At 66.2% G+C, this 18681-nt stretch carries 18 protein-coding genes; 3 read left to right on the top strand and 15 right to left on the bottom strand.

The window, feature by feature from the left end:
* The first annotated feature begins 53 nt into the window (after positions 1 to 53).
* Positions 54 to 2630: a glycosyl hydrolase 115 family protein gene (locus AC1RPL_RS02905; protein ID WP_493067752.1), complete on the top strand. Its 2577-nt coding sequence runs from the start codon at positions 54 to 56 to the stop codon at positions 2628 to 2630.
* On the opposite strand, the gene AC1RPL_RS02900 is transcribed toward AC1RPL_RS02905, so the two are convergent.
* The 5 genes from AC1RPL_RS02900 to AC1RPL_RS02880 form a co-directional block, all read right to left on the bottom strand.
* Complete coding sequence (locus AC1RPL_RS02900) at positions 2627 to 2995, bottom strand: VOC family protein (protein ID WP_493067751.1); 369 nt, start codon at positions 2993 to 2995, stop codon at positions 2627 to 2629. The genes AC1RPL_RS02905 and AC1RPL_RS02900 overlap by 4 nt on opposite strands.
* 13 nt (positions 2996 to 3008) lie before the next feature.
* On the bottom strand, positions 3009 to 3773 hold the full coding sequence (locus tag AC1RPL_RS02895; RefSeq protein WP_493067750.1) for an SDR family NAD(P)-dependent oxidoreductase: 765 nt from the start codon (positions 3771 to 3773) through the stop codon (positions 3009 to 3011).
* Between the two features lie 196 nt (positions 3774 to 3969).
* Positions 3970 to 4410: a cytidine deaminase gene (locus AC1RPL_RS02890; RefSeq protein WP_493067749.1), complete on the bottom strand. Its 441-nt coding sequence runs from the start codon at positions 4408 to 4410 to the stop codon at positions 3970 to 3972.
* Positions 4407 to 5099, bottom strand: a complete 693-nt coding sequence (locus AC1RPL_RS02885) for a GH25 family lysozyme (protein WP_493067748.1) — start codon at positions 5097 to 5099, stop codon at positions 4407 to 4409. Before AC1RPL_RS02885 ends, AC1RPL_RS02890 begins: the two co-directional genes overlap by 4 nt.
* Before the next feature lie 2 nt (positions 5100 to 5101).
* Positions 5102 to 5587, bottom strand: coding sequence for a UPF0262 family protein (locus AC1RPL_RS02880; RefSeq protein WP_493067747.1), 486 nt, complete (start codon positions 5585 to 5587; stop codon positions 5102 to 5104).
* Between the two features lie 83 nt (positions 5588 to 5670).
* Between AC1RPL_RS02880 and AC1RPL_RS02875 the strand changes: the two genes are divergently transcribed.
* Positions 5671 to 7164, top strand: coding sequence for a replicative DNA helicase (locus AC1RPL_RS02875; protein WP_493067746.1), 1494 nt, complete (start codon positions 5671 to 5673; stop codon positions 7162 to 7164).
* A 79-nt stretch (positions 7165 to 7243) separates the two neighbouring features.
* The gene (locus AC1RPL_RS02870; protein WP_493067745.1) at positions 7244 to 9724 is read left to right on the top strand and encodes an ATP-binding protein; all 2481 of its coding nucleotides are present in this window, start codon (positions 7244 to 7246) and stop codon (positions 9722 to 9724) included.
* Positions 9725 to 9876: 152 nt separating this feature from the next.
* Here the strand turns inward: AC1RPL_RS02870 and AC1RPL_RS02865 are convergent, their stop codons facing one another.
* From AC1RPL_RS02865 to astD, 10 genes are all read right to left on the bottom strand, one after another.
* Positions 9877 to 10641, bottom strand: a complete 765-nt coding sequence (locus tag AC1RPL_RS02865) for a phosphoadenylyl-sulfate reductase (RefSeq protein ID WP_493067744.1) — start codon at positions 10639 to 10641, stop codon at positions 9877 to 9879.
* A complete protein-coding gene (locus tag AC1RPL_RS02860) occupies positions 10634 to 11059 on the bottom strand; it encodes a DUF934 domain-containing protein (RefSeq protein WP_493067743.1) in 426 nt (141 codons plus the stop codon). The genes AC1RPL_RS02865 and AC1RPL_RS02860 overlap by 8 nt, the downstream gene beginning before the upstream one ends.
* A gap of 126 nt (positions 11060 to 11185) precedes the next feature.
* Positions 11186 to 12817 (bottom strand): nitrite/sulfite reductase, encoded by a 1632-nt coding sequence (locus AC1RPL_RS02855; protein ID WP_493067742.1) that lies wholly within the window; start codon positions 12815 to 12817, stop codon positions 11186 to 11188.
* Position 12818: 1 nt separating this feature from the next.
* Positions 12819 to 13115 (bottom strand): DUF2849 domain-containing protein, encoded by a 297-nt coding sequence (locus tag AC1RPL_RS02850; RefSeq protein ID WP_493067741.1) that lies wholly within the window; start codon positions 13113 to 13115, stop codon positions 12819 to 12821.
* The gene (cobA, locus tag AC1RPL_RS02845) at positions 13112 to 13897 is read right to left on the bottom strand and encodes a uroporphyrinogen-III C-methyltransferase (protein WP_493067740.1); all 786 of its coding nucleotides are present in this window, start codon (positions 13895 to 13897) and stop codon (positions 13112 to 13114) included. Before cobA ends, AC1RPL_RS02850 begins: the two co-directional genes overlap by 4 nt.
* Before the next feature lie 80 nt (positions 13898 to 13977).
* Complete coding sequence (locus tag AC1RPL_RS02840; protein WP_493069070.1) at positions 13978 to 14481, bottom strand: PilZ domain-containing protein; 504 nt, start codon at positions 14479 to 14481, stop codon at positions 13978 to 13980.
* Positions 14482 to 14545: 64 nt separating this feature from the next.
* Complete coding sequence (locus AC1RPL_RS02835; RefSeq protein ID WP_493067739.1) at positions 14546 to 15835, bottom strand: glycoside hydrolase 5 family protein; 1290 nt, start codon at positions 15833 to 15835, stop codon at positions 14546 to 14548.
* A 150-nt stretch (positions 15836 to 15985) separates the two neighbouring features.
* A complete protein-coding gene (locus AC1RPL_RS02830; RefSeq protein WP_493067738.1) occupies positions 15986 to 16264 on the bottom strand; it encodes a TFIIB-type zinc ribbon-containing protein in 279 nt (92 codons plus the stop codon).
* Positions 16265 to 16270: 6 nt separating this feature from the next.
* Positions 16271 to 16978, bottom strand: coding sequence for a Bax inhibitor-1/YccA family protein (locus tag AC1RPL_RS02825; protein WP_493067737.1), 708 nt, complete (start codon positions 16976 to 16978; stop codon positions 16271 to 16273).
* A gap of 232 nt (positions 16979 to 17210) precedes the next feature.
* Entirely contained in the window at positions 17211 to 18626 is a 1416-nt protein-coding gene (gene astD / locus AC1RPL_RS02820) for a succinylglutamate-semialdehyde dehydrogenase (protein WP_493067736.1), read from the bottom strand.
* Between the last annotated feature and the right edge of the window lie 55 nt (positions 18627 to 18681).

The raw sequence follows: 18681 nt of genomic DNA, 5'->3' as shown, positions 1-18681 counted from the left end.
TTGCGGGAAGCTGTGTATGTGCGCATAACACAGACAATAGAGCGGAGAGGGCGATGGTCCGGCTTGCGGTTGCGGCGATGATGGGTGCGATGTTCGTCACGATACCGGCGCTGGCATGCGAAGGCGCCGTGACGGTTTGCCCAAGCGCCAGCAAGGCTAGCTTCGCGCTGATCCAGGGCGGCAGGCCGGCGAGCATACTGGTCGATCCTGGGGCCGATCCGGCGGTCCGCCATGCTGGCGACGGATTCGCGGGCGATCTCGAACGCGTGAGCCGATCGAAGGCGGCGCGGATACAGGCGCTGGGCGGCGTGAAAGGCCCGGTGGTGCTGATCGGCGTGCTCGGCCAGAGCCCGGCGATCGACGCGCTGGTGGCTTCGGGCAAGATCACGGCGCGAGACATCGCCGGCGAGTGGGAAGCCTTCCGCCAGATCGTAGTCGATAATCCGGCACCCGGCGTGGCCCGCGCGCTGGTGATCGTCGGATCGGACCGGCGCGGCGCGGTCTATGGCGCCTATGACATCTCGGAGAAGATCGGCGTCTCGCCCTGGCACTGGTTCGCCGATGTGCCGGTGGCGAGGCGGGCGAATGTCTACATCACTGCTGGCACTCGGCGCGACCAGCCAAAGGTCCGCTATCGCGGCTTCTTCATCAATGACGAGGCGCCGGCCTTCTCGACCTGGGCGCAGAAGCAGTTCGGCGGGGCGAATGCCAGGGCCTATGCGCACATCTTCGAGCTCGAGCTGCGGCTAAAGGGCAATTACCTGTGGCCGGCGATGTGGGCGCCGCGCGCGTTCAACGACGACGACCCGCAGAACAAGGTCCTCGCCGACGAGATGGGGATCGTCATGGGCACCTCGCATCACGAGCCGATGACGCGCGCCCAGGACGAATGGCACCGGAACACCGCCGGCGGGGTGACCGGGGGCAAGTGGGACTATTCGAGCAACGCGGCGAACCTGCGCACTTTCTGGCGGGGCGGGATCGAGCGGATGATGTCGAAGGGCGACGGCCAGGGCTATGAAAGCCTGGTCACCGTCGGCATGCGCGGCGATGGCGACGAGCCGATGGCGGAGGGCACCGCGACCATGCTGCTCGAGGGCATCGTCGCCGACCAGCGCAAGATCATCGCCGAGGTGACCGGCAAGCCAGCCGCGGCGACCCCGCAGGTCTGGGCGCTCTACAAGGAAGTGCAGGAGTATTACGACCACGGCATGCAGGTGCCCGACGATGTGATCCTGCTGTTCGCCGACGATAATTGGGGGCAGGTCCGCCGGCTTCCCGATCCCGGCAGCGCAGCCCGGAAGGGCGGCTACGGGGTCTATTACCACTTCGATTATGTCGGTGGGCCGCGCAACTACAAGTGGCTCAACACCAACCAGATCGAGAAGAGCTGGCAGCAGATGGATCTCGCCTGGCAGCGCGGGGCCAGGGCGCTGTGGATCGTCAATGTCGGCGACCTGAAGCCGATGGAATATCCGCTGAGCTTCTTCCTGAAGCAGGCCTGGGACCCCGAGGCGATGACGCCCGAGGCGCTGGCGGCCTATCCGGCAGCGTGGGCCGCGGAACAGTTCGGTCCGGCGCAGGGCAAGGCGATCGGAGCGCTGCTGACGCGCTATTCGCAGCTGGCGACGCGGCGGAAGCCCGAGCTGATCGATGCGGGCAGCTTTGCGTTGGGCGCGGGGACAGGACCCCGGCTCGACGGTGGCGAGTTCGGCGCGATGGTGGCCGAATGGGACGTGTTGGAGGCGGCGATGCGCAAGGCCAGGGCGCGCGTGCCGGCCGAAGGGCAAGACGCCTTCTTCCAGCTGGCCGAGCATCCGATCGCAGCAATGGCGAACCTGTACCGACTCTACTACGCGGTGGCCTGGAACCGCCGCCTTGCCGTGGCGGGGGATGCGCGCGCCAATGCATTTGCGGACCAGGCCGAGGCCGCGTTCACGCAGGACCAGGCGCTCAGCGACCGCTATCACGCCATAGCCGGCGGCAAATGGGACGGGATGATGCTCCAGACCCATATCGGCTACACCAATTGGCAGCAGCCGGAGGCGCAGGCGATGCCCGAGGTGAAGCGGGTGGCCGGCACCGCGGGTGTGCTCCGCTTCGCGGGAAGGCCGGGTGCCGGCGATGCGGCGGCGATCGAGGCGAGCGACTATGTCCGAGCGGTGGGCGGCGAGGGGCTGGCCTGGCGTGCCATTCCGCATCTGGGGCGGACCAAGGGCGCAGTGCTAGCGCTGCCGCAGGGGCGACCCGCGACCACGCCGGAGGATGGCGTTCGCGTGGAATATGCCGTGCCGGTGGCGAAAGCGCGAGATCTAGGCGTGCGGCTGATCCTGGTGCCGACACTGGGGACGGGCGCGGATGGCAAGTTGCGGGTTGGCGTGTCGATCGATGACCAGCCGGTGCAAATCCTCACCGATTTGCTCACGCCAGCTCCCAATGCGCCCGACACCCAGGCCAAGCGGGATTGGAGCCGGGCGGTTGAGGACAATGCCCGCACCCTCACTGTGCGCTTCCCAGGCGTTTCGGCAGGCACGCATGTGGTGAAGGTCTGGCGGATCGACGACAATGTCGTTCTCCAGCGCATCGTGGTGGAGACGGGTGCGCTGCCTGAAAGCTATTTAGGAGGCTAGGCCTGCACCACGTGCCAGAGCTCGCCGGAGGGCCCGACGACAAAGGCGACGGTGAGGCCCCAGGGCATCAGCGTGGGCGGTTTGGGCGCCGACACGCCAAACTGGCCCGGCAGATCGAGCGACTGGATATGCTCCCACCACGCATTGAGATCCTCGACCACCAACTGCATCATGAAGTTGCCGGCCCAGCCTTCGTCATAATGGTTCTGGAGCAGGAATGCGCCCGAATCGCAGGCGAAGCCGGTGACATCGGCGCCTTCGAAGGTGACGCGGAATCCGAACGCCTGGTAGAAGCGCTTGGAGAGGGCGAAGTCCTTGCCGCCAGGGACGAAGGGGCGCAGCGCGGTCGTAGCGAGGCTGGTCATGTCGCGACCTTACTCACCCCGCGGTCCAGCCGCCATCGACCATCACCGCGCTGCCCGTCATCAGGCTCGAGGCGTCCGAGGCGAGGAGGAGCAGCGGGCCGCTGAGTTCGTCCATTCGCCCCAGCCGCCCGAAGGCAATGCGGCCCAGCACACGCTCGCGGGTGCCGGGCATGTCGAGGATCGGGCGGGTTAGCGCGGTGTCGATGAAGGTCGGGCAGAGCGTGTTGACGCGGATGCCGTGCGGGGCGAGATCGATCGCCATGCATTTGGTGAGCCCCTCAAGCGCGAATTTCGAGGCGCTGTAGAGCGAGCGACCAGGGCCGCCGACATGCCCCATCTGCGAGGAGACGTTGATGATCGAGCCGGGCTTGCCGGCGTCGAGCAGGCCCTGCGCCACCGCTTGCGCGACGAAGAGCGCGGCCTTGAGGTTGAGATCGAGGACGGCGTCATAATCCTCTTCGGTAACCTCGGTGATCGAGCGGATGCGGTTGGCGCCGGCGTTGTTGAGCAGGATGTCGAAGGGGCCGCGGGCGGCGATCTCGCGGCGGACGGCGGGAGTGTCGGTGACGTCGAGGGTAAAGGCGTCGGCCCGACAGCCGGCGTCGCGGAGTTCCTGGGCGAGGGCTTCGACTTCGCTGCCGGTGCGGGCGCAGAGGGTGACCGAGGCGCCAGCCTGGGCGAAGAGTGCGGCGCCGGCGGCACCGATTCCCCGCCCGGCGCCAGTGACCAGGGCGCGCTTGCCGTCGAGGCGAAGGCTGGGGAGCGGGGGCAGGGTCATGGGTCTCTCCGGAACACTTTGTTTGCGAAGATTAGTCCCATGCGCGGGGTGGCGGGGTCAATATTAGCTGACGGGTGAGTGAGTATCGTTCTCGCCTCTCCCTACCGTCATCCCCGCGACGGCGGGATGCAGAGTCGCAAAGGACGTCGCTCCGTTACCCTGGGTCCCCCCTTCGCGGGGATGACGGAAAAGGGGTTCAGGCCATGCCCAGGTCGCGCGGGCCGAACGCCGCCGGGAGTAGCTGGGATAGCGTGTATTCCGCGATCTCATCGCCGGTGGCGCCGCCGCAGAACACCGGAAGGTCGCGGCCGCCGAGCTGGGCGGCTTCGTTGATGATCTGGCGGCAGCGTCCGCAAGGGCTGACCGGGGAGGTGTCGGCATGGCCCATCCGGCCGCCGATCACGCCGATCGCGACGACGTCCTTGAGGCGTCCGTCGCTGCTCGTCTTGGCCAGCGCCACCGTCTCGGCGCAGAGCGACAGGCCGTAGCTGGCATTTTCGAAATTCGCTCCGGTCACAATGGACCCATTTGTTAGCAGCACCGCAGCGCCGACGGCGAAGTTCGAATAGGGGGCGTAGGCGTTTTTCGCCGCTTCCCGAGCGGCTTCGATCAGCGCCTTGGAGTCAATCTCGCTCATTTAACCATCACGTCCCAATTGACCGGTGCGCCGACGCCTTCGATGCGGCGGTGGCGCGTTGCCTGCCATATCGACCATGGCCGCGCGAAATACGAGGGGGGGAAGAAGGCCTGGCGCGCCCATAACAGGCGCGGGAAGGCGTCGCTGAGGTGATATTGGTCCTCGAACGCCGGAGAGACCATCAGGATCGCCGGCTTGCCGATATGCGTCTCGACGTCGTGCACGAAGCGACCGATCTCGCCGATCACCACCTGCCGCTCGGGCCGGGCGGGGCAATCGGGCTGGAAATCGATCTCCACCGCGGGCGGTAGCTGGTCGTCCGAGCGCGCCACGGTAGTCATGAAGTTGCCCGACTGGTCTGCAGCGAGCTGGCAGAGCGAATAGACGTGGAGCGCGCCGCGGCGGATGCCGGCCTCGAAGGTCCAGCGCCAATTCTCGGGGAAGCGCAGGTCGCGCTGCTGAGCGCCGCTGGTGGCGCGGATATAGGCGAATTCGATCCCCGATTTCTTGGCGGTCCACCACTCGATCGGACCGGTCTGTTCGGACACGTCGATACCCTGGACGGGGAAATCGCCGGGCGAGGGGCGCCAGCGCGAGGCGAACAGCCAGGCGCTCCAGCCGAGCATGGCCAACAGGATCAGCGCCGGCACGACGAAGCGCAGCCGGCGCACAAGGACGCGGAGATGCACTTCTAACCCTTGATATGCAGGACGCAGATCAAGGTGAACAGGCGGCGGGCAGTATCGAAATCCACCTCGATCTTTCCTTCCAGCCGTTCCTTGAGCAGCGTCGCCGCGTCGTTGTGGATGCCGCGCCGTGCCATGTCGACGGTCTCGATCTGGGCGGGCGTGGCGTTGCGAATCGCCGCGTAATAGCTGTCGCAGATCGCGAAGTAATCGCGGATCGGGCGGCGGAAGGCGGCAAGGCCGAGGATCAGCGATTCCTGGTGGGCGCCGTCCGCGCGCTTGATCTCCAGCGCGAGCCGGCCCTCCTGCACCGCGAGATGGAGCTTGTAGGGGCCGGCATAACCGTCCGCCTGCGGGCGCTGGGGGGCGAAGTGGTTTTCCTCGAGCAGGTCGAAGATCGCGATCCGGCGCTCCTGCTCGATGTCGGCCGAGCGCCACAGGATGGTGCGCTCGTCCAGCGTGACGTCGATGATGCGCGGATCGGCGGACATGTTGGCGATGCTTTGCGGCCAATCAACGCTTTCCACAAGCATGTGCATTGCCGGAAGTGCCGGGCCGCGCGCATAGGGTCCGCATGGCGCAACCGATCCCCCTTCCGATTCCCGATTCCCCCGAAGGCACGGTCCTGCCTGCTAACGTCGAAGCCGAGGCGGCACTGCTCGGCGCGATGATGATCGACAACCGGGTGGCGGAGGACGTGCTCCAGAAGCTGCGCCCCGAGCATTTCTTCGAGCCGCTGCACGGGCGGATCTATGACGCGATCTCGACTTTGGTGGGCGACAACCGCCTCGCCACGCCGGTGACGCTCAGGCCGCTGTTCCAGGCGGACGTGGCGATGAAGGAGCTGGGCGGGCCGGCCTATCTGGCGCAGCTGACCGGCAACCCGGCCAGCCTGATCGGCGCGCGGGCGTTCGCGGACCAGGTCTATGACCTCGCCGTGCTGCGCGCGCTGGTGACCGTGGGGCGCAACCTGGTCGACAGCGCGCTGGATACCAGTGAAGAGATCAATCCGGCCAAGCAGATCGAGCAGGCCGAGCTGAAGCTCTACGAAGTCGCCGAAAAGGGCGGCGAGGATACCGGCGCCAAGAGCTTTACCCGTGCGGCCACCGTGGCGGTGCGCCATACCGAGCGCGCGATGAACTCGGGGGGCAGCGTTTCGGGCATCACCTCGGGCTTGACTGACTTCAATGCGATGACCGGCGGCCTCAACCGCTCCGATCTTCTGATCCTTGCCGGCCGTCCGGGCATGGGCAAGACCTCGCTCGCCACCAACATGGCATTCAACGCGGCGAAGCGGTATCTGGACGATATCGAGGCGGGCATTCCGGAGGACAAGTCGATCGGCGCGCCGGTGGCGTTCTTCAGCCTGGAAATGTCGGCCGACCAGCTGGCGCTGCGTATCCTGTCCGAGCAATCCGAAGTTTCGTCGGAGAAGCTGCGCACCGGCAATATCTCCGGCCCCGAATTCATGAAGTTCGCGCGGGCGGCGGGCGACCTGGAGCGGCTGCCGCTCTATATCGACGATACGCCGGGCCTGACGATCGCCGCGTTGCGCACCCGCGCCCGGCGCCTGAAGCGCCAGTACAAGATCGGCATGGTGGTGGTCGACTATCTCCAGCTGCTTACCGGCTCGGCCAAGGCATCGGGCGATGGCCGCGTGCAGGAAATCTCGGAGATCAGCCGCGGCCTGAAGACGCTGGCAAAGGAACTGCACGTGCCCGTGCTGGCGCTCTCCCAGCTCAGCCGCGCGGTGGAAAGCCGCGAGGACAAGCGCCCGCAGCTCTCGGATCTTCGCGAATCGGGATCGATCGAGCAGGACGCCGACATCGTGCTGTTCGTCTATCGCGACGAATATTATCACGACTTCAAGGCGCCCAAGGGGATCGACGGCAATTCGACGCCGGACGAGATCGCCAAATACCAGGCCTGGCAAGACCATCAGCTTCAGGTGGCGAACAAGGCGAGCGTGATCATCGCCAAGCAGCGCCACGGTGCCACAGGCACGGTGGACCTGCGCTTCGATCGCCAGTTCACCAAGTTCAGCGATTTGGCGCCCGGCGGCTATTGATGCGGGTTTCGGTCGCGGGCCGAAACAAAATCGGGCACGAAGCGCTTAACTGCGCGGACAAGAGCGGTACCCGGGGCCAATGACTGAAACCACGCTGGAAGAGCGCGAGCGGCAACGCCTGCAGGCGCTCGAGGCTTATGACATCCTCGATACCGAGGCCGAGCCTGCGTTCGACGAGATCGCGCGGCTGGCGGCGGATATCTGCGGAACGCCGATCGCAGTGGTGAACCTGGTCGCCAGCGACCGGCAATTCTTCAAGGCGGAGGTGGGCCTGGGCGTGCGCGAGACGCCCCTGGATACCAGCTTCTGCGCGCATGCGCTGCTGGAGCCCGAGTTCCTCGAAATCCCCGACGCCACAAAGGACAAGCGCTTCGTCGGCAATCCCCTGGTAACCGGGGAGGCGCATCTGCGCTTCTATGCCGGTGCGCTGCTCAAGTCGGCGGAAGGCTGGCCGATCGGAACACTATGCGTGCTCGACACCGAGCCCAAGCAGCTGACCGAGCTGCAGCAGCGTACCCTGAAGGTGCTGGCGCGCCAGGTCATGGCGCAGCTGGATGCGCGGCGTGAGTTGAAGCGCCGCGACGAGGCGGACCAGCGCTACCGCACCTTGTTCGACACGATGGACGAGGGCTTCTGCATCATCGAGTTCTTCGACGGACCGCATGGTCCGCTGAGCGACTATGTCCATGTCGAGGCCAATGCCGCCTATGCGCGCCATGCCGGCATCCCGGACGTGGTCGGGCAAAAGCTGCGCGAGATGGTGTCGGACGAGGCGGACGACTGGGTCGAGCGCTATGGCGGCGTGCTGCGCACCGGCGAGCCGATTCGCTTCGAGCGCGAACTGGAGGCGACGGGTCATTATCTCTCGCTCTCGGCCTTCCGCATAGAGCCGCCGAGCCGCAATCAGGTCGCGGTGCTGTTCGAGGACGTGACCGCGCGCCGTGTTGCGGAACAGGAGCTGCTGCAACTCAACCAGAATCTGGAGACACGCGTCGCGGAGGCGCTGGCCGAGCGCAAGGTGTTCGCCGATCTGGTCGAGGGCACCGATGCCTTCATCCAGGTGGTCGATCTCGACGGCCGCTGGCTGGCGATCAACAGCGCGGCAGCGGACGAGTTCGAGCGGATATTCGGCATCCGCCCGCATGTGGGCGAGCGGGCGACGGACTTGCTCGAAGGGCAGCCGGAGAACCAGGCGGCAGTGCAGGCGGTGTGGGACAAGGCGCTCGCCGCCGACGCGCCGTTCACCGAGATCGGTGAGTTCGGCGACGATGCGCGCGACCGGCGCTTCTACGAGATGCGCTTCAACCAGATGCGCGGGCCAAGTGGCGAGAAGCTCGGCGCCTATCAGTTCGTGTTCGACGTGACCGAGCGGCTCGCCGAGCAGGATCGGCTGCACCAGGCCGAGGAAGCGCTGCGCCAGGCACAGAAGATGGAAGCGGTCGGCCAACTGACCGGCGGCATCGCGCACGACTTCAACAATCTGCTCGCAGGCATTTCGGGCGCGTTCGAGATGATCGGGACGCGGCTGTCGCAAGGACGCAGCCGCGACGTGGAGAAATATCTCGCCGCCGGCCAGGGCGCGACGCGGCGCGCGGCGGCGTTGACGCACCGGCTGCTTGCCTTCTCCCGGCGCCAGACGCTTTCCCCCAAGGCGGTGGTCATCAACCGGCTGCTGACCGACCTGGTCGAGCTGGTGCAGCGCACGGTGGGGCCGGGGATCGAAGTGGAGACGATCGCCGCGGGCGGCCTATGGCCTACGCTGGTGGACGCCAACCAGCTCGAAAACGCGATCCTCAACCTGTGCATTAATGCGCGCGACGCGATGCCGGATGGCGGCAAGATCACGATCGAGACGGGCAACAAATGGCTCGATCACCGCACCGCGCGCGAGCGTGGGCTGGATCCGGGGCAATATGTCACCGTCTGCGTGAGCGACACCGGCACCGGCATCGAGAAGGCGCTTCTCGACCGGGTGTTCGATCCCTTCTTCACCACCAAGCCGCTGGGTGAAGGGACGGGGCTGGGACTGTCGATGGTCTACGGCTTTGCGCGGCAGAGTCATGGCCATGTCCGGATCTATTCCGAAGTCGGCCAAGGCACGATGGTGTGCGTCTACCTGCCGCGGCATCTCGGCGACGAGGAAGCGCCGGCCTTCGAAAGCGGCGGTACGGCGGCGACGACCGGCCATGAAGGCGAGATCGTGCTGGTGGTCGATGACGAGCCCACCGTGCGGATGCTGATCGTCGATGCACTGGGCGAGCTGGGCTATTCCTGCCTGGAAGCCGCGGACGGCCCGTCGGGACTGCGCATCCTGGAAAGTGCCGAGCGGATAGACCTGCTGATCACCGATGTCGGCCTGCCGGGTGGATTGAACGGCCGCCAGGTGGCGGACGCGGCACGGGTGGCACGGCCTAACCTCAAGGTCTTGTTCGTGACCGGCTATGCCGAGAATGCGGTGCTCAACCACGGCCATATCGAACATGGCATGGAAGTGCTGACCAAGCCCTTCGCAGTGGATGACCTGACCACGCGGATCGAGCGGATCATGCGGGAAAGATAATTCCCTCTCCCCTTGTGGGAGAGGGAGGAAGCCGACGCAGTCGGCGGAAGGGTGAGGGGAAGTGTGGCGAAGGGCGTTAGTCCCCCTCATTCTTCCCACTCGCTTCGCGAGCGGGCCCCTTCCTTTTCCCACAAGGGGAGAAGGAGTTTGGGTCAGAAGCTCGGCTGGTTGGGGTCGCCGTCTTCGACTGCGGTGTGGATGCCGCATTCGGTCTTGTCCCAGCCGCGCCAGCGGCCAGAGCGCGGGTCTTCGCCCGGCTTGACCACGCTGGTGCAGGGCGCGCAGCCGATCGAGAGATAGCCCTGCGCCTCGAGCGGGTGGCGGGGCAGGTTGTGCTCCGCGAAATAGGCTTCGATGTCGTCCTTGGTCCAACTGGCGAGCGGGTTGAACTTCAACCGGTCTCCGTCGACTTCGAAGCGGGGCAGGGCGTTGCGGGTGCTGGCCTGGAACGCCTTGCGGCCGGTGATGCTCGTGTCGAAGGGGGCCAGCGCCTTTTCGAGCGGGATCACCTTGCGGATCTCGCAGCAGCCGTCCGGATCATAGGACCAGCGCAGGCCCGTGGCGTCGCGCTTCTCGATCACCTCGGCCTCGGGGCCGATGATCTGGAGGTTGGTGAGGCCGATGAACGCCGCGAGCTCGTCGCGATAGGCAAGCGTTTCGGGGAAATGCTTGCCGGTATCGAGGAAGATGACGGGCACGTTCGGATCGGCCTGGGCGACGAGGTGGAGCAAGGCCGCGCTCTCGGCGCCGAAGGACGAAACCAGGGCGACATCGCCGAGCATGTGGTTGCCCAGCACTTCGCGCAGCACCTCCGGCGTGTCGGTGCCGCGGAAGAGGTTGTTGAGGCGGATCGCATCGGCCGCGGTCCAGCGCGGGGCGACGTCCAGCCGGTCTACTTTGCGGGCGAGCTCAGCCATGCCTGCGCTTCCATACCGGCACGAACGCATCGGCGGCGGCCTGGTAGTGATAGTCGTAGCGGGCCAGCGACGCGGCGAGCACGGCTTCGTCCACCGGCGCTTCGGGCGCAAAGCTGTCGAAGCCGCAGCGGCGCATCAGCGGAATCTGGTCGACCAGCACATCGCCCTGGGCGCGCAACTCGCCGGTATAGCCGGCTTCGCGCAGGATGCGGCCGGTGGAATAGCCGCGGCCGTCGCGGAACTTGGGAAAGCTCACTTCGACCAGGGCAAGGCGATCGAGATGGGGTAGCAGCGCGCGCGCATCCTCGCCGCTCTCGATGCGGACGGCGGTGGCGTTGGACTGGCCGAGGAAGCTGTCGAGCGTGACCGCAGGCTCCTCATGCGCTTCGTCGTCGCGGTAGCGAAGGAAGTTGGTCATATGTCCCCCTTCCGCTTGCGGGAGGGGTTAGGGGAGGGGATGGCCTTCCCATTGGAATTTACAGGCCCTCCCCAGCCCCCTCCCGCAAGCGGGAGGGGAGCGATGAAGGCGCGGATCTGGTTTGGCTCACCCATAGATCGCCTCCTTGAACGGGGCCATGCCGAGGCGGCGATAGGTGTCGAGGAAACGCTCGCCGCTCTCACGCTGGGTGAGATAGACATTGGTGGCCTTCTCGATCGCATCGACGATGCCGTCCTCGGAGAAGCCGGGCCCGGTGATCGTGCCGAGCGACACATCCTCCGCGCCTGAGCCGCCGAACGATAGCTGGTAATTCTCCACCCCCCTGCGATCGACGCCGAGGATGCCGATGTGACCGGCATGGTGATGGCCGCATGCGTTGATGCAGCCGCTGATCTTGAGCTTCAATTCGCCCAGTTCGCGTTGGCGGCCGATGTCCGAGAAGCGCGTGGCGATCTTCTGCGCGAGCGGGATCGAGCGGGCATTGGCGAGGCTGCAATAATCGAGGCCCGGGCAAGCGATGATGTCGCTGATCAGGTCGAGATTGGGTTCGGCCAGGCCGGCGTCGCGCAGCTGCTGCCAGAGCGCGTAGAGATCGGCCTTGCGGACATGCGGCAGGACGATGTTCTGGGCGTGGGTGACACGCAGCTCGTCGAAGCTGAGCTTCTCGGCAAGATCGGCCATCAGGTCGATCTGGTCGGCGCTGGCATCGCCGGGGATGCCGCCGATCGGCTTGAGGCTGATCGTGACGATCGCATAGCCGGGCTGCTTGTGCGCCGAGACGTTCTGGTCGAGCCAGACGGCGAAATCGGGGTCGCTGCGGTCGAGCGTGTCGGGCGCGTCCGCATCATAGGCGGGCGCGGCGAAATAGGCGGCGATGCGGTCGAACTCGGCTTGGGGCGGATCGATGCCGAGCGCCTTCACCGCGGCGAATTCCTCCTCGACCTCGGCAGCGTATTTCTCGGCGCCGATCTCGTGGATCAGGATCTTGATGCGGGCCTTGTAGATGTTGTCGCGGCGGCCGTAGCGATTGTAGACGCGCAGGCAGGCCTCGAGATAGCTGACGAAGTCGTCGAAGGGTACGAAGTCCTTGATCAGCGGCGCGATCATCGGGGTGCGGCCCATGCCGCCGCCGACATACACGGCAGCGCCCAGTTCGCCGTCCCGCTCGACGATCTGCAGGCCGATATCGTGCAGGCGCATCGCCGCACGGTCTTCCTGGGCGGCGATCACTGCGATCTTGAACTTGCGCGGCAGGTAACTGAACTCGGGGTGGAACGTGCTCCACTGGCGCAGCAGCTCGGCCCAGGGGCGCGGATCGGTCAGCTCGTCGGCGGCCGCGCCGGCGAACTGGTCCGAACTGATGTTGCGGATGCAATTGCCGCTGGTCTGGATGGCATGCATCTCGACCGTCGCCAGCTCGGCGAGGATGTCGGGCGCGTCCTCGAGCTTGATCCAGTTGTACTGCAGGTTCTGGCGCGTGGTGAAATGGCCATAGCCGCGGTCGTACTTGCGGGCGATGTGCGCCAGCATGTGCATCTGGCGGCTGTCGAGCGTGCCATAGGGCACCGCGACGCGCAGCATGTATGCATGCAACTGGAGATACAGGCCGTTCATCAGCCGCAGCGGCTTGAACTGGTCCTCGGTGATCTGGCCGGCAAGGCGGCGTTGCACCTGGTCGCGGAATTCCTCGACGCGGGAAGCGACGATGGAGTGGTCATATTCGTCGTATTTGTACATTTCAGATCACCCAGCTGCCGGCATTGGGGTCGGCGGGCTTCAACGTCAGGTCCGGGCGGACGGTGGGGCCGAGGGCGCGGATGCGGTCCTTGATGTGGGCGGGGCGCGGGCCTTCGGGCGTCTCGGACGCGTCGATCACATAGGGGCCGTTGACGCGGCGGGCGCCTTCCTCGGCATGCGCGATCGCCTCGCCCTGGTCGCCGACATCGGCGGCATCCTCGACATGGCGCGACCAGCCGGAGCCCGTCCACCAGGTGACGTCGCCGGTGGCGAGATCGTTTCCGGTGAGCAGCTTCATGCGAGCGCCTCCGATGCTTTCGCCCAGGCGGCGAGCTTGTCCTGCGCGTCGGCGAGCAGCACGACTTCGCCGACGACGATGATCGCAGGGCTCTTCACCTTCTCGCGCTCGACCATCGGGCCGAGATCGGCGAGGATCGTGCGCAGCGCACGGCTGCCCTCCAGCGTGCCGCGCTCGAGCACGGCGACGGGCATGTCGGGGGCGACGCCATCGGCCATCAGCTTGTCGGAGATGTCCGGGCAGGTAGCGACGCCCATGTAGATCACCAGCGTGCGGCCCTTGCCGGCGAGGCCCGACCAGTCCTGGTCCTTGAGGCCCTTGCACTGGCCGGCGACGAAGCTGACCGCGCTCGACCAGTCGCGATGGGTGAGCGGGAGGTTGACTTCTGCGGCGGCGCCAAGTGCGGCGGAGATGCCGGGGATGACTTCGACGGGCAGGCCGGCTTCGCGTACGGCTTCTACTTCCTCGCCGCCGCGGCCGAAGATGAACGGGTCGCCGCCCTTCAACCGCACGACGATCGCGCCGGTCTTCACATGCGCGACGATGAGGGCGTTGATCGCCTCCTGCGGCACGGTGTGCTTCGAGCGGCTCTTGGCGACCGAGATGCGGTGCGCCTGGGGGGCGAGATCGAGGACGCGCGGATCGACCAGGCCGTCATGGACGACGACGTCCGCTTGCTTGAGCGCTTCGACGGCGCGCACGGTCAGCAGGCCCGGATCGCCCGGGCCAGCGCCAACGAGAATCACGCGCCCGCGCGCGGTGGGATCGAGGAGCGTTGCCATGGGTGGCAAATGGGCTCCGGGCGCGCGAGGGGCAACGGAAGGTTGCTTGGGAAGGGACTAGGGAAACTTTCCCGCGCGCGTCAAAGGTGCGTTGTGATCTGCGCGGTGAGGCCCGCCAGTGCCTCATAGCCGAGGAACGCGAAGAAACCGGCGATCACGCTGACGGCGAGCGCGAGGAAGACGAATTCCATGCTGCGCCCGGCGACGCGGGCATTGGCGTGTGCCCGGACGGCCGCGCCGCCGACCGTCATCCCGACGCGAGGCGCATCCTTGCCGCGCTCGATCGGCGAGGGGCGGCCGAGCATGCGCCAGACCGGCACCCGCTCGCGCGTCCTGATACCAAAGCGGCGGTCACTCGCCCAGATGACCTGACCGACCACCGTATCCTCGGGCAGGCGCACCTCGACATAGGTACCGCGCTGCGGGGCCCGTGGCGCCTGGAGCATCATGCCGTTCTTCGAGACGTTGCGGATGCAGACGTCGACAAAGGGGCCCTCGGCCCGCATGCGGCCGCGGATGAGGACGCTATGGCGTTCATCCCGCGGTCTCAAAATGCCCACCTGATATTCATAGCGGGGAAACATGTTCATATTCAAAAGGTTGCTAGTATAAGTTAGTTAACGCTGCGAGAACCATATTTGGAATGACTCAGGCAAGTGCCGCCGCATGTGCTGCTATGACCGCGCGCGTCGAGGCGTCGCTGTCGAAAACGCCGTACCAGCCTTGCGGTTCATGCGGCGGATCGCCGAGCCAGGCGGTATCGCCGGGGCGGAAGCGGTGGTCGCCGTGCACCGGGCGGCCTTCGCCGTTCCAGGCCCAGAAGTTCGAGCCCGCGACGATGCGGGGATTAGCCTCCACCGCGTCATAGATCAGCTTGTAATAGCCGTCCTTGAAGCGGGTCGCGCTTTCCGGGTCGTAGCCGCCGCCGTCGCGCGGATAGCCGAACTCCTCGATCACTAGAGGCTTGCCGAGATCGGCGGCGAGCGCGATGTGCTGAGCGATGTATTCGCGCACCTTGGCGAAGCTCGCCGCGTTGGTGCCGGCGATGTCCTTGGCATCGACCCAACCCCAGTTGAGCGGCCAGATATGGGCGGTGCAATAGTCGATCTCGGGAAAGGCGTGTGCCGCCTTGTAGACATCGGGGCGTTCGATCGAGCCCTTCAGGCCTTCGCTGCCTGTGGAGACGAGATGCCGGGGTGATAGCGACTTGATCAGCTTGGCGGTGCCCTGAATCCAGGCATCGTAGGGGGGGAGGAGCGGCTCGGCGGACTTGGGACTGCCGCCGGGGCGGGGTTCGTTGGCGAGCTGCCACGCCATGATCACCGGATCGCCGGCATGGCGCTTCACGGTAGCGCGAACATAGTCGTGGAAGAGGGCGACCGCCTCGCTGCTGGCGTAGAATTGCGCGGCCATGTCGGGGAATTCAGGCCAGGGATGGGCCGGGTCGTTCATGTCGAGATACTTCCCGCCATTCACCCAGGACAGGTAGGTCATCATCCCGCCCGACCATTCCCAGAAATTGGTGAGATAGAGCACTGCCTTCATGTCGCGCTTGCCCATCTCGGCGAGGGCGTAGGCGAGGCCATCGACCAGCGCAGGGTTCCAGGTACTGCCGCGCGTGCGGAAGGCGGGTTTCACCGAATTCTTGAGCGGCGAATCCTCGGCGGAGGCGGCGATACGGAGATTGCGGACACCCATTCGGGCGAGGGTATCGAGTTCGCGGCGCAGCCGATCGCGATTGCCCCAGGGTGCATCGGCCCCGAGCCAGGCGGCGTACCACATGTTGCTGCCGGCGAAGCGATAGGGCTTGCCGCCGAGCAACAGGGCCGTGCCCTTGCATGTGACGAAATCGCCGGGCGCAGCAGTCGCGGGGAAGGGGCGCGCAGCGCCGGCCAACGCGCCAGCTGCCGATCCGAGCACGGACCTGCGAGTGATCATGGTCTTCCTCCCCTGTTAGCGGTCACATCATAACCGCCGCATGGCGCGGAGAGGAAGTGGGTTGGACGGGTGCGGCCTCGCAAAAGGGGGGAGAGAAAGGCCGCACCCATCCGCCCGCGTGACTGCGCCAGCACGCGGGCCGGGAAGGGATCAGTCGAACAATTCCTCGAGGAACGACTTGCGCTTCTTGTGCGGATAATGGCCGCCATGGCCCTGGCGGTCGTCATGGCGCGGACGTTCGTCGCGATATTGCGGTGGCGAAGCCGAGGCGACGATCGGCGCCGTGGCGGCGTTGCGCTCGATGATCTTGTCGAGCTCGCCCCGGTCGAGCCACACGCCGCGGCAGCTGGGGCAATGATCGATCTCGATCCCCGAGCGCTCGACCGGCACCAGCACGGCGCCGTCGACGGGGCAGGTGAAGCTGGTCATGGCGCGTTACTCCCGTTCACCGGTCAGGTTCAGCAGCAGCTGGAACATGTTGATCAGGTTCAGGTAGAGCGACAGCGCGCCCATGATCGCGAGCTTCTCGGCGGCTTCGCTGCGGCCGTAATGGGCGTATTCGCTCTTCAGGCGCTGCGTGTCCCACGCGGTGAGCCCGGCGAAGACGACGACGCCAACGACCGAGAACAGCATCTGCAGCATCGTCGAGCCGATGAAGAGGTTGACGATGCTCATCAGCACCACGGCAATCAGCCCGACGAACAGGAAGGTACCCATGCCGGTAAGGTCGCGCCTGGTGGTGTATCCGAACAGGCTCAGTGCCAGGAACATCGCGGAAGCGGCGAAGAAGGCCATGGCGATGCTGGCGTTGGTGAACACCAGGAAGATCGCGGCCATCGACACACCCATCACCGCGGCGAAGGCGAAGAAGGCCGTGCGTGCGCCGGCTGTGCTCATCCGCTCGATGCGGAACTGGAAGAAGAAGATGAAGGCGAGCGGCGCGAACATCGCCACCCACTTGAGCGGGGTGCCGAAGATCAGCGCGACCAGGGCCGGCGTGCTCGCCACGGCAAGCGCGACGAGGCCGGTGATCGCCAGGCCGATCCCCATGTTGCGATAGATGCCCAGCATATGCTGGCGCAGCCCCTCGTCGAAGCGCGCCGCGGCGGCGCCGGTGCGGGGGATCTGGTAGAGAGGGTTCACGTGCGAAGACTCCAATCGAAAATATTCGATCGAGCGGCGCCCGGTTCAGTCTCGGTGGGGGAAGGGGGACTAGCCGTCCGAACCTGCACCGAGCGCGCTCGATGCGGTCCGACATCACGAGGGCTTTTGAAAGCCCTCGCCAGAGGGGCCCGGTCCGCGTCTGGAATGTAGGCGACCGGTTGTGGCGCTTCAACGCCCGGATTGTAACGAATTGTTGCTCGCCTTCAGAACCCTAGGCGTCGCGCAGGCCGACACCCATCGAGGCGCGGGCGGACTCGCTCTCCGACGAGACCACCGGATAGGCGCAGTAATCGGCGGCGTAATAGGCGCTGGGGCGGTGGTTGCCCGACCAGCCGACGCCGCCGAAGGGCGCCGCCGAGGAAGCGCCGTTGGTCGGCCGGTTCCAGTTGACGATGCCGGCGCGGATATTGGCCCAGAACTGGTCGTAGAGCTTGGGATCCTGCGACACCAGGCTGGCCGAGAGGCCGTAGCGCGTGTCGTTGGCCTCGGCGATCGCCTGCTCGAAGCTGTTCACGCGGAAGATCTGGAGGATCGGGCCGAACAGCTCGACATCGACCTTCTCGTTCGCGCCGGTCATGTCGATCAGGCCGGGCGTGAGGAACGGGCGGCCTTCGATCGGGCGCTCCATGTGGCGCAGCGGGCGACCGCCCATGGTGGAGAGGGCCAGGAAGCTCTCGGTGAGCATGTCGGCCGAATCATTGTCGATCACCGGGCCCATGAACGGGGCGGGATCGGCATGCGGCTCGCCGATGATCAGGCGGCCGATCAGCTTGTTGAGCTCCACCATCAGCGGATCGAACAGCTTCTCGTCGACGATCAGCCGGCGTCCGGCAGTGCAGCGCTGGCCGGCAGTGGTGAAGGCGGACTGCACGACGAGCACGGCGGCCGAGTAGAGATCGGGCGTGTCCCAGACCACGATCGGGTTGTTGCCGCCCATCTCGAGCGCGAGGATCTTCTCGGGCTTGTTGGCGAACTGGCGGTTGAGCGCGATGCCGGTATTGGCCGACCCAGTGAACAGCAGGCCGTCAATGTCCGGATGGCCGGCGAGCGCCTTCCCTTCGTCCGGCCCGCCGATCAGCAGGCGGATGCAGCCCTCGGGGATACCGGCGGCGCGGTAGCAATCGACCAGGAAGGCGCCCGAGGCGGGGGTCTTCTCCGACGGCTTGAACACCACCGCGTTGCCGGCGAGCAAAGCGGGGACGATGTGGCCGTTGGGCAGGTGGACCGGGAAATTATACGGGCCGAGCACCGCCAGCACGCCGTGCGGCTTGTGACGCAGCGCCAGGCGCGTGTTCATCGGCGCATCGATGCGGCGCTGGCCGGTGCGCTCGGAGAAGGCGGTGATCGAGATGTCGACCTTGGCGATCACCGTCTCGACTTCGGTGCGCGCTTCCCAGAGCGGCTTGCCCGTTTCGCGGGCGAGCAGGTCGGTAAAGGCGTCCGCTTTCTGTCGAACGACATTGGCGAAGCGGCGCAGCGCCTCGATGCGATAGGCCAGCGGATGGGCGGCCCAGGCGGCCCAGCTGGCGCGCGCGGCCGCGACTTCCGTATCGGCGTCTCCGCTCATCTGGCGCCACAGGACGGCGCCGGTCGCGGGTTCGGTCGAGATGATTTCCATGCCGGGCATCGATTTGGGAAGAATGGGGCTTTCAGGAATAGTTACGCGCTCTTGCACGAATTTT

This window comes from Sphingomonas sp. GW821-FHT12D09 (genome assembly GCF_058807215.1).
Note: the sequence above shows the minus strand (reverse complement) of the source record. Positions and strands in the feature narration are given on the sequence as shown.